Below are 13,934 nucleotides of genomic sequence, written 5' to 3' on the forward strand. Positions count from 1 at the left end.
CCCGTTACACGCTTTATCCTACTCAAGGACTTTCGTTCGATGTCTCAAGCGCCCCTTCAACACCGCGCCCGAAAACGCTTCGGCCAGAACTTTCTTCGTGACCCCGGCACCATTTCGCGCATCGTGCGCGCCATTGGTCCTGCGAAGAGCGACCGGCTGATCGAGATCGGCCCGGGCCAGGGGGCGCTGACCGAGCCGCTTCTCGACGCCGGTGGCGCGCTCGAGGTCATCGAGCTCGACCGTGACCTGATCCCCGGGCTGCGGGTGCAGTTTTTCAACTATCCGGGGTTCGTGATCCACGAAGGCGACGCGCTGAAGTTCGATTTTAACGCGCTCAAGGGCGACGGCCCGGCGCTGCGCGTGGTGGGCAATTTGCCCTACAACATCTCCACGCCCCTGATCGTGCACCTGCTTGGCATGGGCAGTGCCGTGGCCGACATGCACTTCATGCTGCAAAAGGAAGTGGTCGAGCGCCTCGCCGCCGAGCCCGGCGGCACCGACTGGGGGCGGCTGTCGGTGATGGCGCAGTACTACTGCCAGGTCGAGCAGCTTTTCATCGTGCCGCCGGAGGCGTTCGTCCCCAGGCCCAAGGTGGACTCGGCCATCGTGCGCCTGACGCCGCATGAGTCGCTGCCGCACCCGGCGGATGATCCGGTACTGCTGTTCGAGCTGGTCAAGCTCGCCTTTGGCCAGCGGCGCAAGACGCTGCGCAACAACCTCAAGGGCCGGGTCAGCGCCGAAACGCTGGAGTCGCTTTCGATCGACCCAAACCGGCGCCCGCAAACCCTGAGCGTGGCGGAGTACGTGCTGATTGCCAACCACGTCGCCCGTCTGGACGCCGAACAGACAAGCGCCGAGCGGGGTGAGCCGTGAGCCAACTCGATATCGAGGTAAACGTGACGCCCGAGTACTGCATCGAGGAGTCGAGCGTGAGCGAGTCGCGCTTTGTATTCACCTATACCGTGACGGTGCATAACCAGAGCCCGCACAGCGTGCAGCTCATGGCACGTTACTGGAAGATCACTCAGGGCAGCGGCGACGCTCAGGAAGTGCGCGGCAAGGGCGTGGTGGGCCAGCAGCCTCTGATCGGTCCCGGCCAGCGCTTTCGCTATACCAGCCGGGCGATTCTGCAAACCCCGGTCGGCGTCATGGAAGGGGCGTACACGCTGCTCAACACCTACACCCAGCGCGCTTTTGATGTCTCCATCGCCCCGTTTCGTCTGGCCGCGCCCAGCCAGCTCCACTAGACGCGCCCCAGCTCCAGCGCCTCGTCGATATGCACGCCAAGGCGCAGGGCGAGCTGAACGATGGTCAGCGTCGGGTTGGCGTGGCCGGCGCTTGCGAACACGCTGGAGCCGGCCACGAACATGTTCGTCTGGGCAAAGAGTCGGCAGTCGCGGTCGACGATGCCACGGCGAGCATCATCGCTCATGCGCGTGCCGCCCATGTGGTGGCGCCCGGCGATTTCGCCCTCTTCGGGAAGTTCTACCGGCTCAGCGGCGAGCCAGTCGGCAAACTGCACCCGGCCGATATTCTCCTCGAGCAGGTACTCGCCCAATAGCATCAGGCTTTCGCGGATGGTGTGGCGATCCAGCGCCGACTGCTGCCACACCAGCCGGCTTCGCGGCACGCCCAGCTCGTCGCGCTCCTCCATGAGTTCCACTGCGTTATCGAAGCGCGGCTCCTGCTCCCAGGCGGCGCGTAGATAGACGCCGTGGGCGGTGTCCGCGCTTTGCGCAAGGGTGGCCTCGAGCCCCGGCGCCTCGGCTGCAAGCGCCTGGATGAGCTCGCGGGTTGCTTCCGGCGCCATGCGGTGCAGGCGCAGCCCGCAGTTGAGTATGCCGCGCTCGCTCATCGCGCGCGGGGTCGGCGACAGATAGACGTTGTAGTCGGTATCGAGGCCCAGCCGGGCCGGCTCGAACAGCAGCGCCTGGCCGATAGTGGCGTGCGGGTGCTCCATCCAGTAGCGCCCGAGCGTGGTGGCGTCGGGCACCAGCCGGCCACCGCTTTGCGCGTTACACCAAAGCAGCAGCCGGGCGTTCTCGATGCCGCCGCAGGCGAGCACGAAGCTGCGCGCGCGCATCGTTTTACGCTGGCCGTCGAAGTCGCTAAAGGTGGCCGCCTCGACCCGGCCGTCGCCCACGCTCAGACCCACCAGGTTGGCCGTCAGGCAGTAGGTCAGCGTCTCGAGGCCGTTCAAGGTCGCGGCGAATTTGTCCTTCATGCGCGTGGGCGGGCCCAGCGAGAAGTAGACCCGCTCGAGCCCGGTATCTTCGACCGGCGTATCCGGGGGGATCTCCTCCAGATCCAGAAGCGCGGCGGCCGCTTCGAAATAGGGGTCCAGATCCCCACGGCCGATCGGCCAGGCCGTTTGCGGGGCGGCCTGTTTGGCGGTGAAGTCATGGGCGTCCAGCGGCCGGCACACGCCGCCCCAGTGGTTGGTCGAGCCGCCCATGTAGCGAAGCCGAATGCTCGAGAGATCCAGGTAAGTATCGCCCAGGGTGTCGCCGCGATAGAGCGCCTGAGAGCGCTCGCTAAAGGAGGCCTCGCCGCCTTCGCACAAAAGCACCCGGCGGCCTTGGCGTGCCAGCGTCATGGCAACGGTGATGCCCGCCGCGCCCACGCCGATCACGCAGACGTCGAAACTCTCCCGCTCGCTTAGCGCGCTAAAGGGCTGATACATTAGCGGCTCGCACCGTCGATGTCGGCGCGGCGCAACAGCCAGCCGTTTTTCAATAGCGACGGCGCTGTCGACGCTGCCTGGACCAGAGTAGGGGGCACGCCGGCCAGCAGCGCGCCGCCGGCGCCGAGCGACAGGCTTTTCAAAAGCGCCCGGCGCGAGGGGCTTGTAAGCGTGAGCTGCGCGCAGGCCTTTGCCTCGCAGTCGATCGGTAGCGTGTGGAGTTTTGGCATGGTCGTTGTCACCCTGAAGCCAGCACGAGGTCGTGGTATTTGCCTATAGTAGCCGGACGAACGCTTTCGGCGGGCATTTCTTTCAACGTTTCGCGCCGGCTCCATCACGCCCGCGCTTTTCACGGTGTCGCCGCCTTTTATGAGTAACGGTTTTTTTATGAGTATCGACGTTTTATGAGTATGTATGCCATCGGCGATCTGCACGGCTGCCACGCGGAGTTCGTAGCACTTCTGGACAAACTCGCTTTCGACCCGGCCCGCGACACCCTGTGGCTGGTGGGCGATTTGATCAACCGCGGCCCAGGCTCGCTCGAGTGCCTGCGCGAGGTCAGAGCGCTGGGGAGCGCGGCGCGCTGCGTGCTGGGCAACCACGATTTTCATCTGCTGGTGGCGGCTCGCGGCGGCGGCCGGCTGAAAAAGAACGACACCCTGGGGGCGATTCTGAACGCCCCGGAGCGCGAGGCGCTGCTCGACTGGCTGCAGGCTCAGCCGCTGGCGGTGTTCGAGCACCACACGCTGATGACTCATGCCGGCGTGCTGCCGAGCTGGAGCGCGCACGCCGCACTTGGCTACAGCGCCGAGGTGCAAGCGATGCTCAAAAGCGAAAACGCGGGGCAGTTTCTACAAACGCTTTACGGCAACGAGCCGGCGCGCTTCGTCGAGTCGCTCGAGGGCATGGACCGGCTGCGCGCGCTGGTCAACGTGTTCTGCCGCATGCGCTTCATCGACGGTGACGAAACGCTCGATTTTGCCGCCAAGGAGGGCTTGGATAGCGCCCCGGAAGGCTTTCACCCCTGGTTTCAGTATCCGCGTCGAGACGACAGCCGGCTGGTGTTCGGTCACTGGGCGGCGCTGGAGGGTAAAACCCCCGGCGCGCAGATCGACGTTCACGCGCTGGACACCGGCTGCGTGTGGGGCGGGGTGCTCACCGCGATGAACCTCGAGACGCTCGAGCGCGCAAGCGTACCCAGTCAAAAGAAGGGGCGCTGACGTGGACGCTTGCGACAAGGCGCTCGATGGGCTCGAGGTGTACCGGGTCGGCGGTGCGGTGCGCGATGCGCTGCTCGGCTGGCCGGTGTTCGACAACGACTGGGTGGTGGTCGGCGCCACGCCGGAAACGATGCGGGCGAAGGGCTTCAAGCCGGTAGGGCGGGATTTTCCCGTATTTCTACATCCGGAAACCTTCGAGGAGTACGCGCTGGCGCGCACCGAGCGCAAGGCGGGCCACGGCTACGGCGGCTTTACGGTGCACGCAAGCCCGGACGTGACGCTGGAGGAGGACCTGCTGCGCCGCGATTTGACCATCAATGCCATCGCCCAGCGTCCGGACACCACGCTGGTCGACCCGTTCGACGGCCAGAAGGATCTCGAGCGGCGCCTGTTGCGCCACGTTTCGCCGGCGTTTGCCGAGGACCCGTTACGCGTACTTCGTACCGCACGCTTTCTGGCCCGCTACGCCGGTCTCGGGTTCGTAATCGCCGAAGAAACCCGGACGCTGATGCGACAAGTCGCGCAAAGCGGCGAGCTTTTGCATCTGGCCGCAGAGCGGGTGTGGGTCGAAACCGAGAAGGCGCTGGCCGAGCCCCACCCGGCGCGCTTCTTTACCGCGCTCGACGAGGCCGGGGCGCTTAAAAGCTGGTGGCCGCACCTGGCGGCTCATCTCGACGAGGCACTCGGGCTTTTAGAGAAGGCGCCATGCGAAGGTGAACTTGCCCACTGGCGCATGGCGCTTTTGGCAAGCGCGCTTTGCGAGCCCGAGCGTGAGGCGCTGATCGAGCGGCTGCGCTTGCCCAACGCCGTCGCCACGCTCTGCCGCCATGTTGCGCTCACGCGCGCGCTGATCGAGGACGAAGCCGACGGGGCACGCGTGTTCGAGTGGCTCGAGCGTCTCGACGCCTTTCGCAAGCCTGATCAGGTCGAGGCGCAGCTCTGCCTGGTCGCGGTGCTGGCACCAAAGCTCGAAAAGCCGCTCAATGATGCGTTTCGCCGCGCCCGGGGAGTAAGCCCGCAGGCGCTGATGGCCGAAGGTTTTCAGGGCAAGGCGTTGGGAGAGGCGCTGCGCGAGCGGCGTTTCTCGGCAGTCGATGACGCTCTGAGCGCAGAAAAGGATTAGGGCGAAATCGCCACGCCGCGAAAGCTGAACGCCACCGGCCACAGCGGCTGGTCGCTGAAGTCGGCGCGCGCGAAAAGCGTGGCGTAGGGCGTTTTACAGCGTGGATGGCGCTCGTTGGGTAGCAGCTCGGCGAGCGGCTTGAGCACGAAGGCGTAATGGGTGATGTCCTGTCGGGGCAGAGTGAAGCCCTCGAAGTCGGCGCAGGTATCGCCCACGCTCAGAAGGTCGATATCCAGCGCCCTGGGGGCGTGGCGGCTGCGGGGGGCGCGCGGGTTCAGCGCCGCCTCCTGGGCTTTGGTCCACGCGTTGAGCGCCTGCGGGCTCCAGTCGCTTTCAAAAGCGACCACCGCGTTGAAGAAGTTGACCGCGGCCTGGCAGCCGACCGGCTCGCTCTCGAAGACCCGCGAGATTCTCACTGCATCGAAGGTGCGCGTAAGCGCCTCGAAGCAGGCGCCAAGGTGCGTGGCCGGGTCGACGTTGCTGCCCAGGCTCAAGCAGACCAGGCTCACGTCGCCGGGCGCTCGATGACCTTGGGAATCTCGCCGCGGGTGATCTCGAGCCCCACGCTTTGGGCGGCGGGCACGGCGGCGGGTTTGCGCACGGCCAGGCGCAGCCAGCTGATGGGAAATTCGTGGCGCAGGCATTCGCACAGCCGCTCGGCGAAGGTTTCGATCAGGGCGAAGTGGTGCTCGTCGGCGAACTGCTGAATGCGCTGGCAGACGGCGCCGTAATCCAGGGTCAGGTGCAAGTCGTCGGTCGCGGCCGCCGGACGAATGTCGGTGGCAAGCGTCAAGTCCAGGCGCAGCGACTGGGTGATGGTGCGCTCCCAGTCGTACACGCCGATGACGGTTTCAATCGTTAAGCCTTCAATTAAAATACGGTCCATGCGCCCTGTTCCTGTTACAAGTACCTGTCATAAATCCTGCCAAGGTCAAAAAGAGTGTACGTGAGCCGCCCGACAAACGATACCAACCCGCGCGCGTGTGCCTGGTGAATGCGCTTCTCTGGGCCTTGGCGGGCTACCTGAGCGGCAGCTGGCTTGCCGCCATCGTCGTGTGCCGGCTCGCCGGCGTTGCCGACCCGCGCTGGTGCGGCTCGCAAAACCCGGGGGTTTCCAACGTGCTGCGAAGCCACGGGCCGCGCCTGGCGGCGGCCACGCTGGCCCTCGACGCCGCCAAGGCGATGCCGGTGTTGATGCTGGCAAAAAGCCAGGCGCTGCCGGTGTGGCTCCAAGGCGTGGTGGGGCTTTCGATACTGTTGGGCCACAGCTACCCGGTATGGTACGGCTTTCGCGGCGGTAAGGCGGTGGCCTGCGCCTTCGGGGCGCTGCTGGTGCTGGTGCCCTGGGTAGCGCTTTTGTGCGCCACACTCTGGGCGCTGATCGCCTGGCGACTTCGCACGGCGGCGGCGGCCTCGCTTGCAAGCGCGTTGGCCGCGCCGCTGTTGACGCTCTGGCTTTCGCCTGCGTATCTGGGCGTGGTCAGCGCGTTCACCTTGCTGGTGGTGGCGCGCCACGCGCTCAATATTCGCCGCCTGCGCGACGGCCAGGAGCCCCGCCTTCGCCGCTAGCGCTCGGGCGGGGTCAGGGTGTCCAGCGGCCAGCGCGGGGTCGACTGCATGACGCCGACGGTATCGCGCTCGCCGGCTTCCAGGCGCCGCGCGCCCACGTAGGCGATCATGGCGCCGTTGTCGGTGCAGAAACGGGCGCGGGGGTAGAACGTCTGGGCACCGCGCTTTTCGGTCTCCACGGCCAGCCGCTCGCGAAGGCGCGTATTGGCGCTCACCCCGCCGGCCATCACCAGCCGCTTGAGCCCGGTGTCATCCAGCGCCCGGCGGCACTTGATCACCATGGTGTCCACCACCGCTTCCTCGAAGGCGCGGGCGATGTCGGCGCGGGCCTGCTCGTCCAGCGCCCCATCGGCGTCGAGCTTTTTGATCGCGGTCAGGGTGTGGGTCTTGAGCCCGGAGAAGCTGAAATCGAGCCCCGGGCGGTCGGTCATTGGCCGCGGAAAGCGAAAGCGCTTCGGGTCGCCGCGCTCGGCAAGTTTGGCCACCTGGGGGCCGCCGGGGTAGGCCAGGCCCAGCATCTTGGCGGCCTTGTCGAAGGCTTCGCCCGCCGCGTCGTCGACGGACTCACCCAGCAGCCGATAGCAGCCAAGCCCGCTGACCTCGACCAGTTGGGTGTGCCCGCCGGACACTAAAAGCGCGACGAACGGAAACGCTGGTGGGTTCTCCTCGAGCATCGGCGCGAGTAAGTGGCCCTCCATGTGGTGCACGCCGAGCACGGGAATATCCAGCGCCCGCGCCATCCCGTGGGCGGTGCTGGCGCCGACCATCAGTGCGCCGACCAGCCCGGGCCCTGCGGTATAGGCGATACCGTCGAGATCGCGCTTATCCAAACCGGCTGCCTTGAGCACCTGTTCGATCAGTGGCAAGAGCTTGCGGGTATGATCGCGGGAGGCGAGCTCCGGCACCACGCCGCCGTACTCGGCGTGCATGGCGACCTGGCTGTAGAGCGTATCCGCCAAAAGCCCTTTGCCTGCCGGGGCGCGGGTGTCGTAAAGCGCGACACCGGTTTCGTCGCAGGAGGTTTCGATGCCAAGCACTCTCATGGGGGTCTCTTTAAAAGCGTTCAGGATGAGCGTGATTTTATCACGCCGGGCCTTCGAGCCGGTACGCGCGTTCGCCATGGGCTGCGTGCCTGGCTTTCGTCTGATTTCTGATTGACGCGGGGCAGCGCTCGACTAGGTTTATTAAACTCGTTCATACACCTCTCGTTCATGGATTCAAGGACATCGCCATGCGGCACGCACTCCCCCTTACTCGACGCCGGCTTCTCGGCGCCCTGTCGGCACTGGCGGGGTCGAGCCTGGTGCCCGGTGCCTACGCCAGCGACGAAAGCGAGGACAGCGACGATACTGCCAGCGACTCGCCCACGCGCTGGTGCATCAAGAACGCCACCATCCTGACCATGGAGGAGGGCAAGGCACCGCTGGAGAAGGCCGATATCTGGGTCGTGGACGGGCGTATCGAGGCGGTGGGTGAGAGCCTGGACACCGGCGACAGCGAAATGATCAGCGGCGAAGGCTGCATCGTCATGCCGGGGCTGGTCGATACCCACAATCATATGTGGCAGACCCAGATGCGAGGCATGTTCGGCCAGACCGAGCAGACGCTGTTCTTCCCGCTGACACAGCGGCTGAGCGAGCACTTTCGCCCCGGCGATATCTGGATTGGCGAGTATCTGGCGGCGATGGAGAACGTCAACGCCGGCGTGACCACCAGCTGCGATTTTTTCGACAACAATCGAAGCCCCGAACACTGTCAGGCCGCGCTCGAAGCGCTTGGCGCCTCACCCTTGCGCACGCGGCTGATGTTCGGTAATCAGAGCAAGACCGCCGGTAGTCAGATCGATCTTGAGCACCTGAGCGAGCTTGTTGAGAACTGGGAGCGCTATAGCGAGCGCGGGCGCCTGTCACTGGGCCTGGCCTGGCGGCTACCCGACAACTTGGGCAATCAGGACGCCATGGCCGTCAAGCGCCGGGAGTTCGAGGCGGCGCGCGAGATGAACCTGCCTGTCTCCGTACACGTCAGCGGCGACAATCACGATGGCCTGTTTCAAGCGCTGATCGACGGCGAGTTTTTGATTCCAGAGCTTCAGGTCGTACACGCCACCAACGCGCGCGAAGAGCATCTGAGCGCCCTCAATGAGGCTGGCGCTAGCCTTTCGCTGACGCCCATGACCGAGCACCGGGTCGGCTATGGGCTTACGCGGCTGTCGCATTTTGAGAGTGTCGAGCGGCTGGGACTTGGGATCGATGGCAACGCCCTGGCCGGCAGCGGCGATCTGTTTTCGGTGATGAAACACGCCGCACTGACCGAGATCGGCGCCAGCGAACACCAGACCAGCGTCGATTGCGAACGGCTGGTGGCGCTGGCGACGCGCCTCGGCGCCGAGTCGATCGGGCTTGGCGATGAGATCGGCACGTTGAGCCCGGGCAAACAGGCGGATTTGATCATGCTCGACACCCACCAGGTGAGTCTTGGCATGCTGCCTGGCGAGCCCTACGCGTTTACCGTTTTCGCCGCGACCCCGGCAAGTGTTTCGCTGGTCGCCGTGGGCGGGCGCATCGCCAAGCGCGGCGGGCAGCTTTTGAACATGGACGACGAGCAGATCGCCTCGCGCATCGACGCCTCGCTTTCGCACCTGCGCGATAAGCTATGATCCAGGTTTGAAAAAATCGGAACAAGAGGTGCCCGCGGCGGGCGCGGTGGCTGGCACTCGGGCGCGCCCGGTTGCAAAATGGGCGTATCACGACTAGACTACTCGGCGCTGTAAAAAAGGGTCGTACACTGTATCTACAGATGCTGGATTAAGCGGTGTGCGCACTATCCGAACTCAAGTCTCCTTAAGGTGGTGAGTGCTTAATGCCTTCTGTAAAAGTACGTGATAACGAGCCGTTTGACGTCGCTCTGCGTCGCTTCAAGCGTTCTTGCGAAAAAGCCGGCGTTCTCTCTGAAGTACGTCGTCGTGAGCATTACGAGAAGCCGACAGCCGAGCGCAAGCGCAAGGCAGCGGCAGCTGTGAAGCGTCACGCTAAAAAGCTTCAGCGTGAGCGTAAGCGTTTCGAACGGCTCTATTGATCCGTACCCAGAAACACGCGCTTGGGCGTGTGTTTCAAGAGGGATGCCAAGCGGCCGCCGTCAGGTGGCCGTTTGTTTTTGAACAGAACGACATCAATGAGTGATCTAACCCAAGTCGCGCTTGGGTTAGGCCATTGACCCTTGCTCCGCGCAGGAACGCCCCTCATGGCCGGACAGATCCCCCAGCGTTTCATTGACGATCTTCTGGACCGCACCGACGTCGTCGAGGTGGTGGGCGAGCGTGTTCAGCTCAAAAAGGCCGGGCGTAACTACTCCGGGCTCTGCCCCTTTCATCAGGAAAAGACCCCTTCCTTTACGGTGAGCGCCGACAAGCAGTTCTATCACTGCTTCGGCTGCAGCGCCAACGGTAACGCCCTGCGCTTTTTGATGGAGTACGACAAGCTCTCCTTTCCCGAGGCGGTCGAGCAGTTGGCCGCCCGCCTGGGGCTCGACGTGCCCCGCGAAGGCGCCGACGACCCCCGCGAGCGCGAGCGTGAGCAAAAGCGCAAGGAGGGCGTGAGCCTTCTAGAGCTTGCCGGCAGCTTCTACCGCGAGCGTCTGAAGATGCAGGCGGGGCAGAGCGCTCGCGACTATCTTAAAAAGCGCGATCTTTCCGACGAGGTCATCGCCGCCTACGGCATCGGCTTCGCGCCGGATGGCTGGGAGGCGCTCAAGCAGCACCTGAGTGCCAAGGGCGTCAGCGAAGCGGTGCAGATCGAGTACGGTCTGTTGATCCACCGCGAGGACACCGGGCGCACTTATGATCGCTTTCGCGATCGGGTGATGTTTCCCATCCGCGATCTGCGCGGACGCACGCTGGGCTTTGGCGGGCGCATCATGGGAGACGGCCAGCCGAAATATCTGAACTCGCCGGAAACGCCGGTGTTTCACAAGGGGCGCGAGCTCTACGGTCTTTATGAGGCGCGCAAGGCCAGTGCCAAGCTCGAGCAGCTGATTATGGTGGAGGGCTACATGGACGTGGTGGCGCTGGCGCAGTACGGCATCCACAACGCCGTGGCCACGCTCGGCACCGCGACCACCGAGGATCATCTGCACCGGCTGTTTCGGCTGGTCAGTCGGGTGGTGTTTTGCTTCGACGGCGACCGCGCCGGGCGCCAGGCGGCGAGCCGGGCCCTCGAGACGGCGCTGCCACAGATGATCGACGGGCGCGAGGCGCGCTTTCTGTTTTTGCCTGAAGGCGAGGACCCGGACTCGCTGGTGCGCCGGGAAGGCGAACGAGCGTTTCAGGATCGGGTCACCTGCGCGATGCCGCTCTCCGAATTTCTGTTCGAGCAGGCCGCCCAGGGGCGCGATCTGAATACCGTCGAGGGCAACGAGCGCTTCGCCAGCCACGTTCTCCAGGCGATCAACCGGGTGCCGGACGGCATGCTCAAGTCGCTGCTGCTGGAGGCGCTGGCCAAACGCAGTGGGCTGGGCAAGGAGCAGCTCTCGTCGATGCTCGAAAAGCCCGCCCTTGAGCTCGTGCCGGGTAGCGACGAGCCACCGCCGCTCATGGATAGTTTTTATCCGGAGTCGGCGCCTGCGCCCCCGATGGCACGAAAAAAGCCGAAAGCCTCGAGAAAGGTGCTTTCGACCGTCGAGCGCATCAGCCAGCTGCTGTTGTTCGAGCCGCGCCTTGTTGACGTCGTGCCCGAAAACCTCGACTGGCTGCCGCAGGGCGCCCCGGAGGGCGTGCTTTGCCGCGAGCTGGTCACGCTTTTACGCGCCGGGCGCTACAAAAGCCCTCAGGTGGTGCTGGCGCACTTTCAGGGTAGCGAAGAGGGGCAGGCGCTCGATGAGCTCGCCCGACGCGAGCTGTTGATTCCCGCCGCGGCCAGGGAGACCGAGCTTTTAGGGCTGGTCGAGCATCTTGCGGGACTCGAGCGCCGACGCTCGCCGCAGGAGGAGTACGAGGCGCTGTTGGCACTCGAGCGTTCGGGACAAAAGCTGGACAAGAGCCAGCGGCAACGTTTGGCAACGCTCGTGGTCGAACTGACTCGTCAGCAGTAGCTCGTACGCAGTAGTAAGACCGGGCGGCCAACGGTTGAAGGTCAAAAGCGTCGTCAGGGTTTGAGTCAGCGTTTGAATAGCGCGTAGCGAGCGGGGTTGAAATACGCCCTTGCGGCGCCATATAGAGAGCATTAGAGGCCGGTAAGCGGCCTAACCGAATAACCTAACACACCTGATTCGTCGCGCAAATACGTTTCGCTGGGAAAAACGCAGCAAATTACGCTATAATGTTCGGCTTGTTGAGTTTTATCGATTCAGCGCCCCAGGTGTTTCATTCTTCTTCGTCGAGATAGGGTTTCTATGGCTGGAAATGCGCAGCAGCAGTCACGTCTGAAGGAGTTGATCGCGCGCGGCAAGGAGCAGGGTTACCTGACCTATGCCGAGGTCAACGACCATCTACCCGAGGATATCGCCGACCCGGATCAAGTGGAAGACATCATTGGCATGATCAACGACATGGGTATCAGTGTCGTTGAGGAAGCGCCGGATGAAGACACTTTGATGATGTCGGATCACTCCACGGACGAGTCCGCTGCGGAAGAGGCCGTGGCGGCCCTTGCCGCCGTGGAAAGCGACGTGGGTCGCACAACGGACCCGGTTCGCATGTACATGCGCGAAATGGGCACGGTCGAGCTTTTGACCCGCGAAGGCGAAATCGAAATCGCCAAGCGGATCGAAGAGGGCACGCGGGAAGTGATGTCGTCACTTGCCTATTTGCCCGGCGCGGTCACCTCCATTTTGCAGGCCTACGATGCCACCCAGGACGAAGAAGCGCCCGGGCGGCTTTCGGACCTCTTCTCTGGCTTCATCGACCCGGATGAGGGTATTCCAGGCGTTGCCGAGGCCGAAGTGGCCGAGCCGGTCGTTGATGCCGAGCCTGGCGACGACGAAGACCTCGACGGCGACGACGAGGACGACGAGGACGATAACTCGGCCAGCGAAGGTGGCCCGGACCCGGAAGAGGCCCGTGCGCGTTTCGAGCAGATTCGCGAGCAAAACGCTGCCGTCGACGCCGCCTTCAAAAAGCACGGCCGCGGCAGCGCCGAGCTCAAGGCAGAGCAGGCGCGTTTGGCAGAGCTGTTCTCGCCGATCAAGCTCGTGCCCAAGCACTTCGAGCGCCTGGTCGGGCAGGTTCGCATCAGCGTCGAGCAGGTGCGCGCCCAGGAAAAGGCGATCATGCAGCTGTGCGTGAAAAAGGCCAAGCTTCCGCGCAAACTGTTCATCAAGTCGTTCCCGGGTAACGAGTCCGATCAGAGCTGGCTCGACCGCTTCCAGGAGGAGCAACCCAAGTACGCCGATCGTCTCGAGCCGCTGCGCGCCGATATCGCCCGCTCCCAGCGCAAGATTGCGTTCGAGGAAGATATGGTCCAGCTGATCGTGCCGGATCTGAAAGAGGTCAATCGCAAGCTCTCCATTGGTGAAGCGAAGGCGCGCCGGGCCAAGAAAGAGATGGTTGAGGCGAACCTGCGTCTGGTGATCTCGATCGCCAAGAAGTACACCAACCGCGGCCTGCAGTTTTTGGACCTGATTCAGGAAGGCAACATCGGCCTGATGAAGGCGGTGGACAAGTTCGAATACCGTCGCGGCTACAAGTTCTCGACTTACGCCACCTGGTGGATTCGCCAGGCGATCACCCGCTCGATCGCCGACCAGGCGCGCACCATCCGTATCCCGGTGCACATGATCGAGACGATCAACAAGCTCAACCGTGTATCGCGCCAGATGCTCCAGGAAATGGGCCGCGAACCGACGCCGGAAGAGCTTGGCGAGCGTCTGGAAATGCCGGAAGACAAGGTGCGCAAGGTGCTCAAGATCGCCAAGGAGCCGATCTCCATGGAGACGCCGATTGGTGACGACGACGACTCGCACCTGGGCGATTTCATCGAAGACGGCACCATGCTGCTGCCGATCGATCTGGCCACCGGCGAAGGCTTGATCGAAGCCACGCGCAATGTGCTGGGCGGTTTGACCGCGCGCGAAGCGAAGGTGCTGCGCATGCGCTTCGGGATCGACATGAACACCGACCACACCCTCGAGGAAGTGGGCAAGCAGTTCGACGTCACCCGGGAGCGTATTCGTCAGATCGAAGCCAAGGCGCTGCGTAAACTGCGTCACCCCAGCCGCTCGGAGCCGCTTCGCTCGTTCCTCGACGAGTAAGCTAACCGCCGCACCAGGTGGTGAACAAAAAAGCCCCGCCGTTTCATGAACGGCGGGGCTTTTTGCGTTGGATACTCGGGTGCGGCCGACCTGGCCG

General features: G+C 64.1%; 14 protein-coding genes. 9 read left to right on the forward strand and 5 right to left on the reverse strand.

Annotated features, from left to right (window positions below; all coding sequences use genetic code 11):
• Positions 1-39: 39 nt before the first annotated feature.
• Positions 40-873 carry a 16S rRNA (adenine(1518)-N(6)/adenine(1519)-N(6))-dimethyltransferase RsmA gene (rsmA, locus tag RN346_RS04220; RefSeq protein ID WP_263584826.1) on the forward strand — a complete coding sequence of 278 codons (834 nt, stop codon included), beginning with the start codon at positions 40-42 and terminating at the stop codon, positions 871-873.
• Positions 870-1,247 carry a Co2+/Mg2+ efflux protein ApaG gene (apaG, locus tag RN346_RS04225; RefSeq protein WP_263584825.1) on the forward strand — a complete coding sequence of 126 codons (378 nt, stop codon included), beginning with the start codon at positions 870-872 and terminating at the stop codon, positions 1,245-1,247. The genes rsmA and apaG overlap by 4 nt, the downstream gene beginning before the upstream one ends.
• Here apaG and RN346_RS04230 read toward each other — a convergent pair.
• Together RN346_RS04230 and RN346_RS04235 are read right to left on the reverse strand one after the other, a co-directional pair.
• Complete coding sequence (locus RN346_RS04230; protein WP_311962229.1) at positions 1,244-2,683, reverse strand: GMC family oxidoreductase; 1,440 nt, start codon at positions 2,681-2,683, stop codon at positions 1,244-1,246. The genes apaG and RN346_RS04230 overlap by 4 nt on opposite strands.
• A complete protein-coding gene (locus tag RN346_RS04235; RefSeq protein ID WP_263584823.1) occupies positions 2,683-2,913 on the reverse strand; it encodes a hypothetical protein in 231 nt (76 codons plus the stop codon). The genes RN346_RS04230 and RN346_RS04235 overlap by 1 nt, the downstream gene beginning before the upstream one ends.
• Positions 2,914-3,087: 174 nt before the next feature.
• Here RN346_RS04235 and RN346_RS04240 point away from each other — a divergent pair, with 174 nt between their 5' ends.
• Together RN346_RS04240 and RN346_RS04245 are read left to right on the forward strand one after the other, a co-directional pair.
• Positions 3,088-3,903: a symmetrical bis(5'-nucleosyl)-tetraphosphatase gene (locus RN346_RS04240; protein WP_311962230.1), complete on the forward strand. Its 816-nt coding sequence runs from the start codon at positions 3,088-3,090 to the stop codon at positions 3,901-3,903.
• Between the two features lies 1 nt (position 3,904).
• Positions 3,905-5,026 (forward strand): polynucleotide adenylyltransferase, encoded by a 1,122-nt coding sequence (locus tag RN346_RS04245; protein ID WP_311962231.1) that lies wholly within the window; start codon positions 3,905-3,907, stop codon positions 5,024-5,026.
• On the opposite strand, the gene folK is transcribed toward RN346_RS04245, so the two are convergent.
• On the reverse strand, positions 5,023-5,535 hold the full coding sequence (gene folK, locus RN346_RS04250; RefSeq protein WP_311962232.1) for a 2-amino-4-hydroxy-6-hydroxymethyldihydropteridine diphosphokinase: 513 nt from the start codon (positions 5,533-5,535) through the stop codon (positions 5,023-5,025). The genes RN346_RS04245 and folK overlap by 4 nt on opposite strands.
• Positions 5,532-5,912 carry a dihydroneopterin aldolase gene (folB, locus tag RN346_RS04255; protein WP_311962233.1) on the reverse strand — a complete coding sequence of 127 codons (381 nt, stop codon included), beginning with the start codon at positions 5,910-5,912 and terminating at the stop codon, positions 5,532-5,534. The genes folK and folB overlap by 4 nt, the downstream gene beginning before the upstream one ends.
• Positions 5,913-6,016: 104 nt before the next feature.
• On the opposite strand from folB, the gene plsY reads away from it, so the two are divergent.
• Positions 6,017-6,595 carry a glycerol-3-phosphate 1-O-acyltransferase PlsY gene (gene plsY / locus RN346_RS04260; RefSeq protein WP_311962234.1) on the forward strand — a complete coding sequence of 193 codons (579 nt, stop codon included), beginning with the start codon at positions 6,017-6,019 and terminating at the stop codon, positions 6,593-6,595.
• On the opposite strand, the gene tsaD is transcribed toward plsY, so the two are convergent.
• Complete coding sequence (tsaD, locus tag RN346_RS04265) at positions 6,592-7,638, reverse strand: tRNA (adenosine(37)-N6)-threonylcarbamoyltransferase complex transferase subunit TsaD (protein ID WP_311962235.1); 1,047 nt, start codon at positions 7,636-7,638, stop codon at positions 6,592-6,594. The genes plsY and tsaD overlap by 4 nt on opposite strands.
• Before the next feature lie 188 nt (positions 7,639-7,826).
• On the opposite strand from tsaD, the gene RN346_RS04270 reads away from it, so the two are divergent.
• The 4 genes from RN346_RS04270 (at position 7,827) to rpoD (ending at position 13,837) form a co-directional block, all read left to right on the forward strand.
• Positions 7,827-9,251: an amidohydrolase family protein gene (locus RN346_RS04270; RefSeq protein ID WP_311962236.1), complete on the forward strand. Its 1,425-nt coding sequence runs from the start codon at positions 7,827-7,829 to the stop codon at positions 9,249-9,251.
• A 203-nt stretch (positions 9,252-9,454) separates the two neighbouring features.
• The gene (gene rpsU / locus RN346_RS04275) at positions 9,455-9,670 is read left to right on the forward strand and encodes a 30S ribosomal protein S21 (RefSeq protein ID WP_016416934.1); all 216 of its coding nucleotides are present in this window, start codon (positions 9,455-9,457) and stop codon (positions 9,668-9,670) included.
• 165 nt (positions 9,671-9,835) lie between these two features.
• A complete protein-coding gene (gene dnaG / locus RN346_RS04280; RefSeq protein ID WP_311962237.1) occupies positions 9,836-11,680 on the forward strand; it encodes a DNA primase in 1,845 nt (614 codons plus the stop codon).
• A gap of 300 nt (positions 11,681-11,980) precedes the next feature.
• The gene (rpoD, locus tag RN346_RS04285) at positions 11,981-13,837 is read left to right on the forward strand and encodes an RNA polymerase sigma factor RpoD (RefSeq protein WP_263584814.1); all 1,857 of its coding nucleotides are present in this window, start codon (positions 11,981-11,983) and stop codon (positions 13,835-13,837) included.
• The last annotated feature ends 97 nt before the right edge of the window (positions 13,838-13,934 follow it).

It is taken from the genome of Halomonas sp. PAMB 3232, assembly GCF_031954225.1.
Lineage (GTDB): Bacteria > Pseudomonadota > Gammaproteobacteria > Pseudomonadales > Halomonadaceae > Vreelandella.

Coding starts and splice junctions, on each gene's coding strand:
- RN346_RS04230 (WP_311962229.1), bottom strand. CDS start 2,683: ATGTATCAGCCCTTTAGCGCGCTAAGCGAGCGGGAGAGTTTCGACGTC.
- rpsU (WP_016416934.1), top strand. CDS start 9,455: ATGCCTTCTGTAAAAGTACGTGATAACGAGCCGTTTGACGTCGCTCTG.
- folB (WP_311962233.1), bottom strand. CDS start 5,912: ATGGACCGTATTTTAATTGAAGGCTTAACGATTGAAACCGTCATCGGC.
- dnaG (WP_311962237.1), top strand. CDS start 9,836: ATGGCCGGACAGATCCCCCAGCGTTTCATTGACGATCTTCTGGACCGC.
- RN346_RS04240 (WP_311962230.1), top strand. CDS start 3,088: ATGAGTATGTATGCCATCGGCGATCTGCACGGCTGCCACGCGGAGTTC.
- rsmA (WP_263584826.1), top strand. CDS start 40: ATGTCTCAAGCGCCCCTTCAACACCGCGCCCGAAAACGCTTCGGCCAG.
- rpoD (WP_263584814.1), top strand. CDS start 11,981: ATGGCTGGAAATGCGCAGCAGCAGTCACGTCTGAAGGAGTTGATCGCG.
- RN346_RS04270 (WP_311962236.1), top strand. CDS start 7,827: ATGCGGCACGCACTCCCCCTTACTCGACGCCGGCTTCTCGGCGCCCTG.
- tsaD (WP_311962235.1), bottom strand. CDS start 7,638: ATGAGAGTGCTTGGCATCGAAACCTCCTGCGACGAAACCGGTGTCGCG.
- RN346_RS04235 (WP_263584823.1), bottom strand. CDS start 2,913: ATGCCAAAACTCCACACGCTACCGATCGACTGCGAGGCAAAGGCCTGC.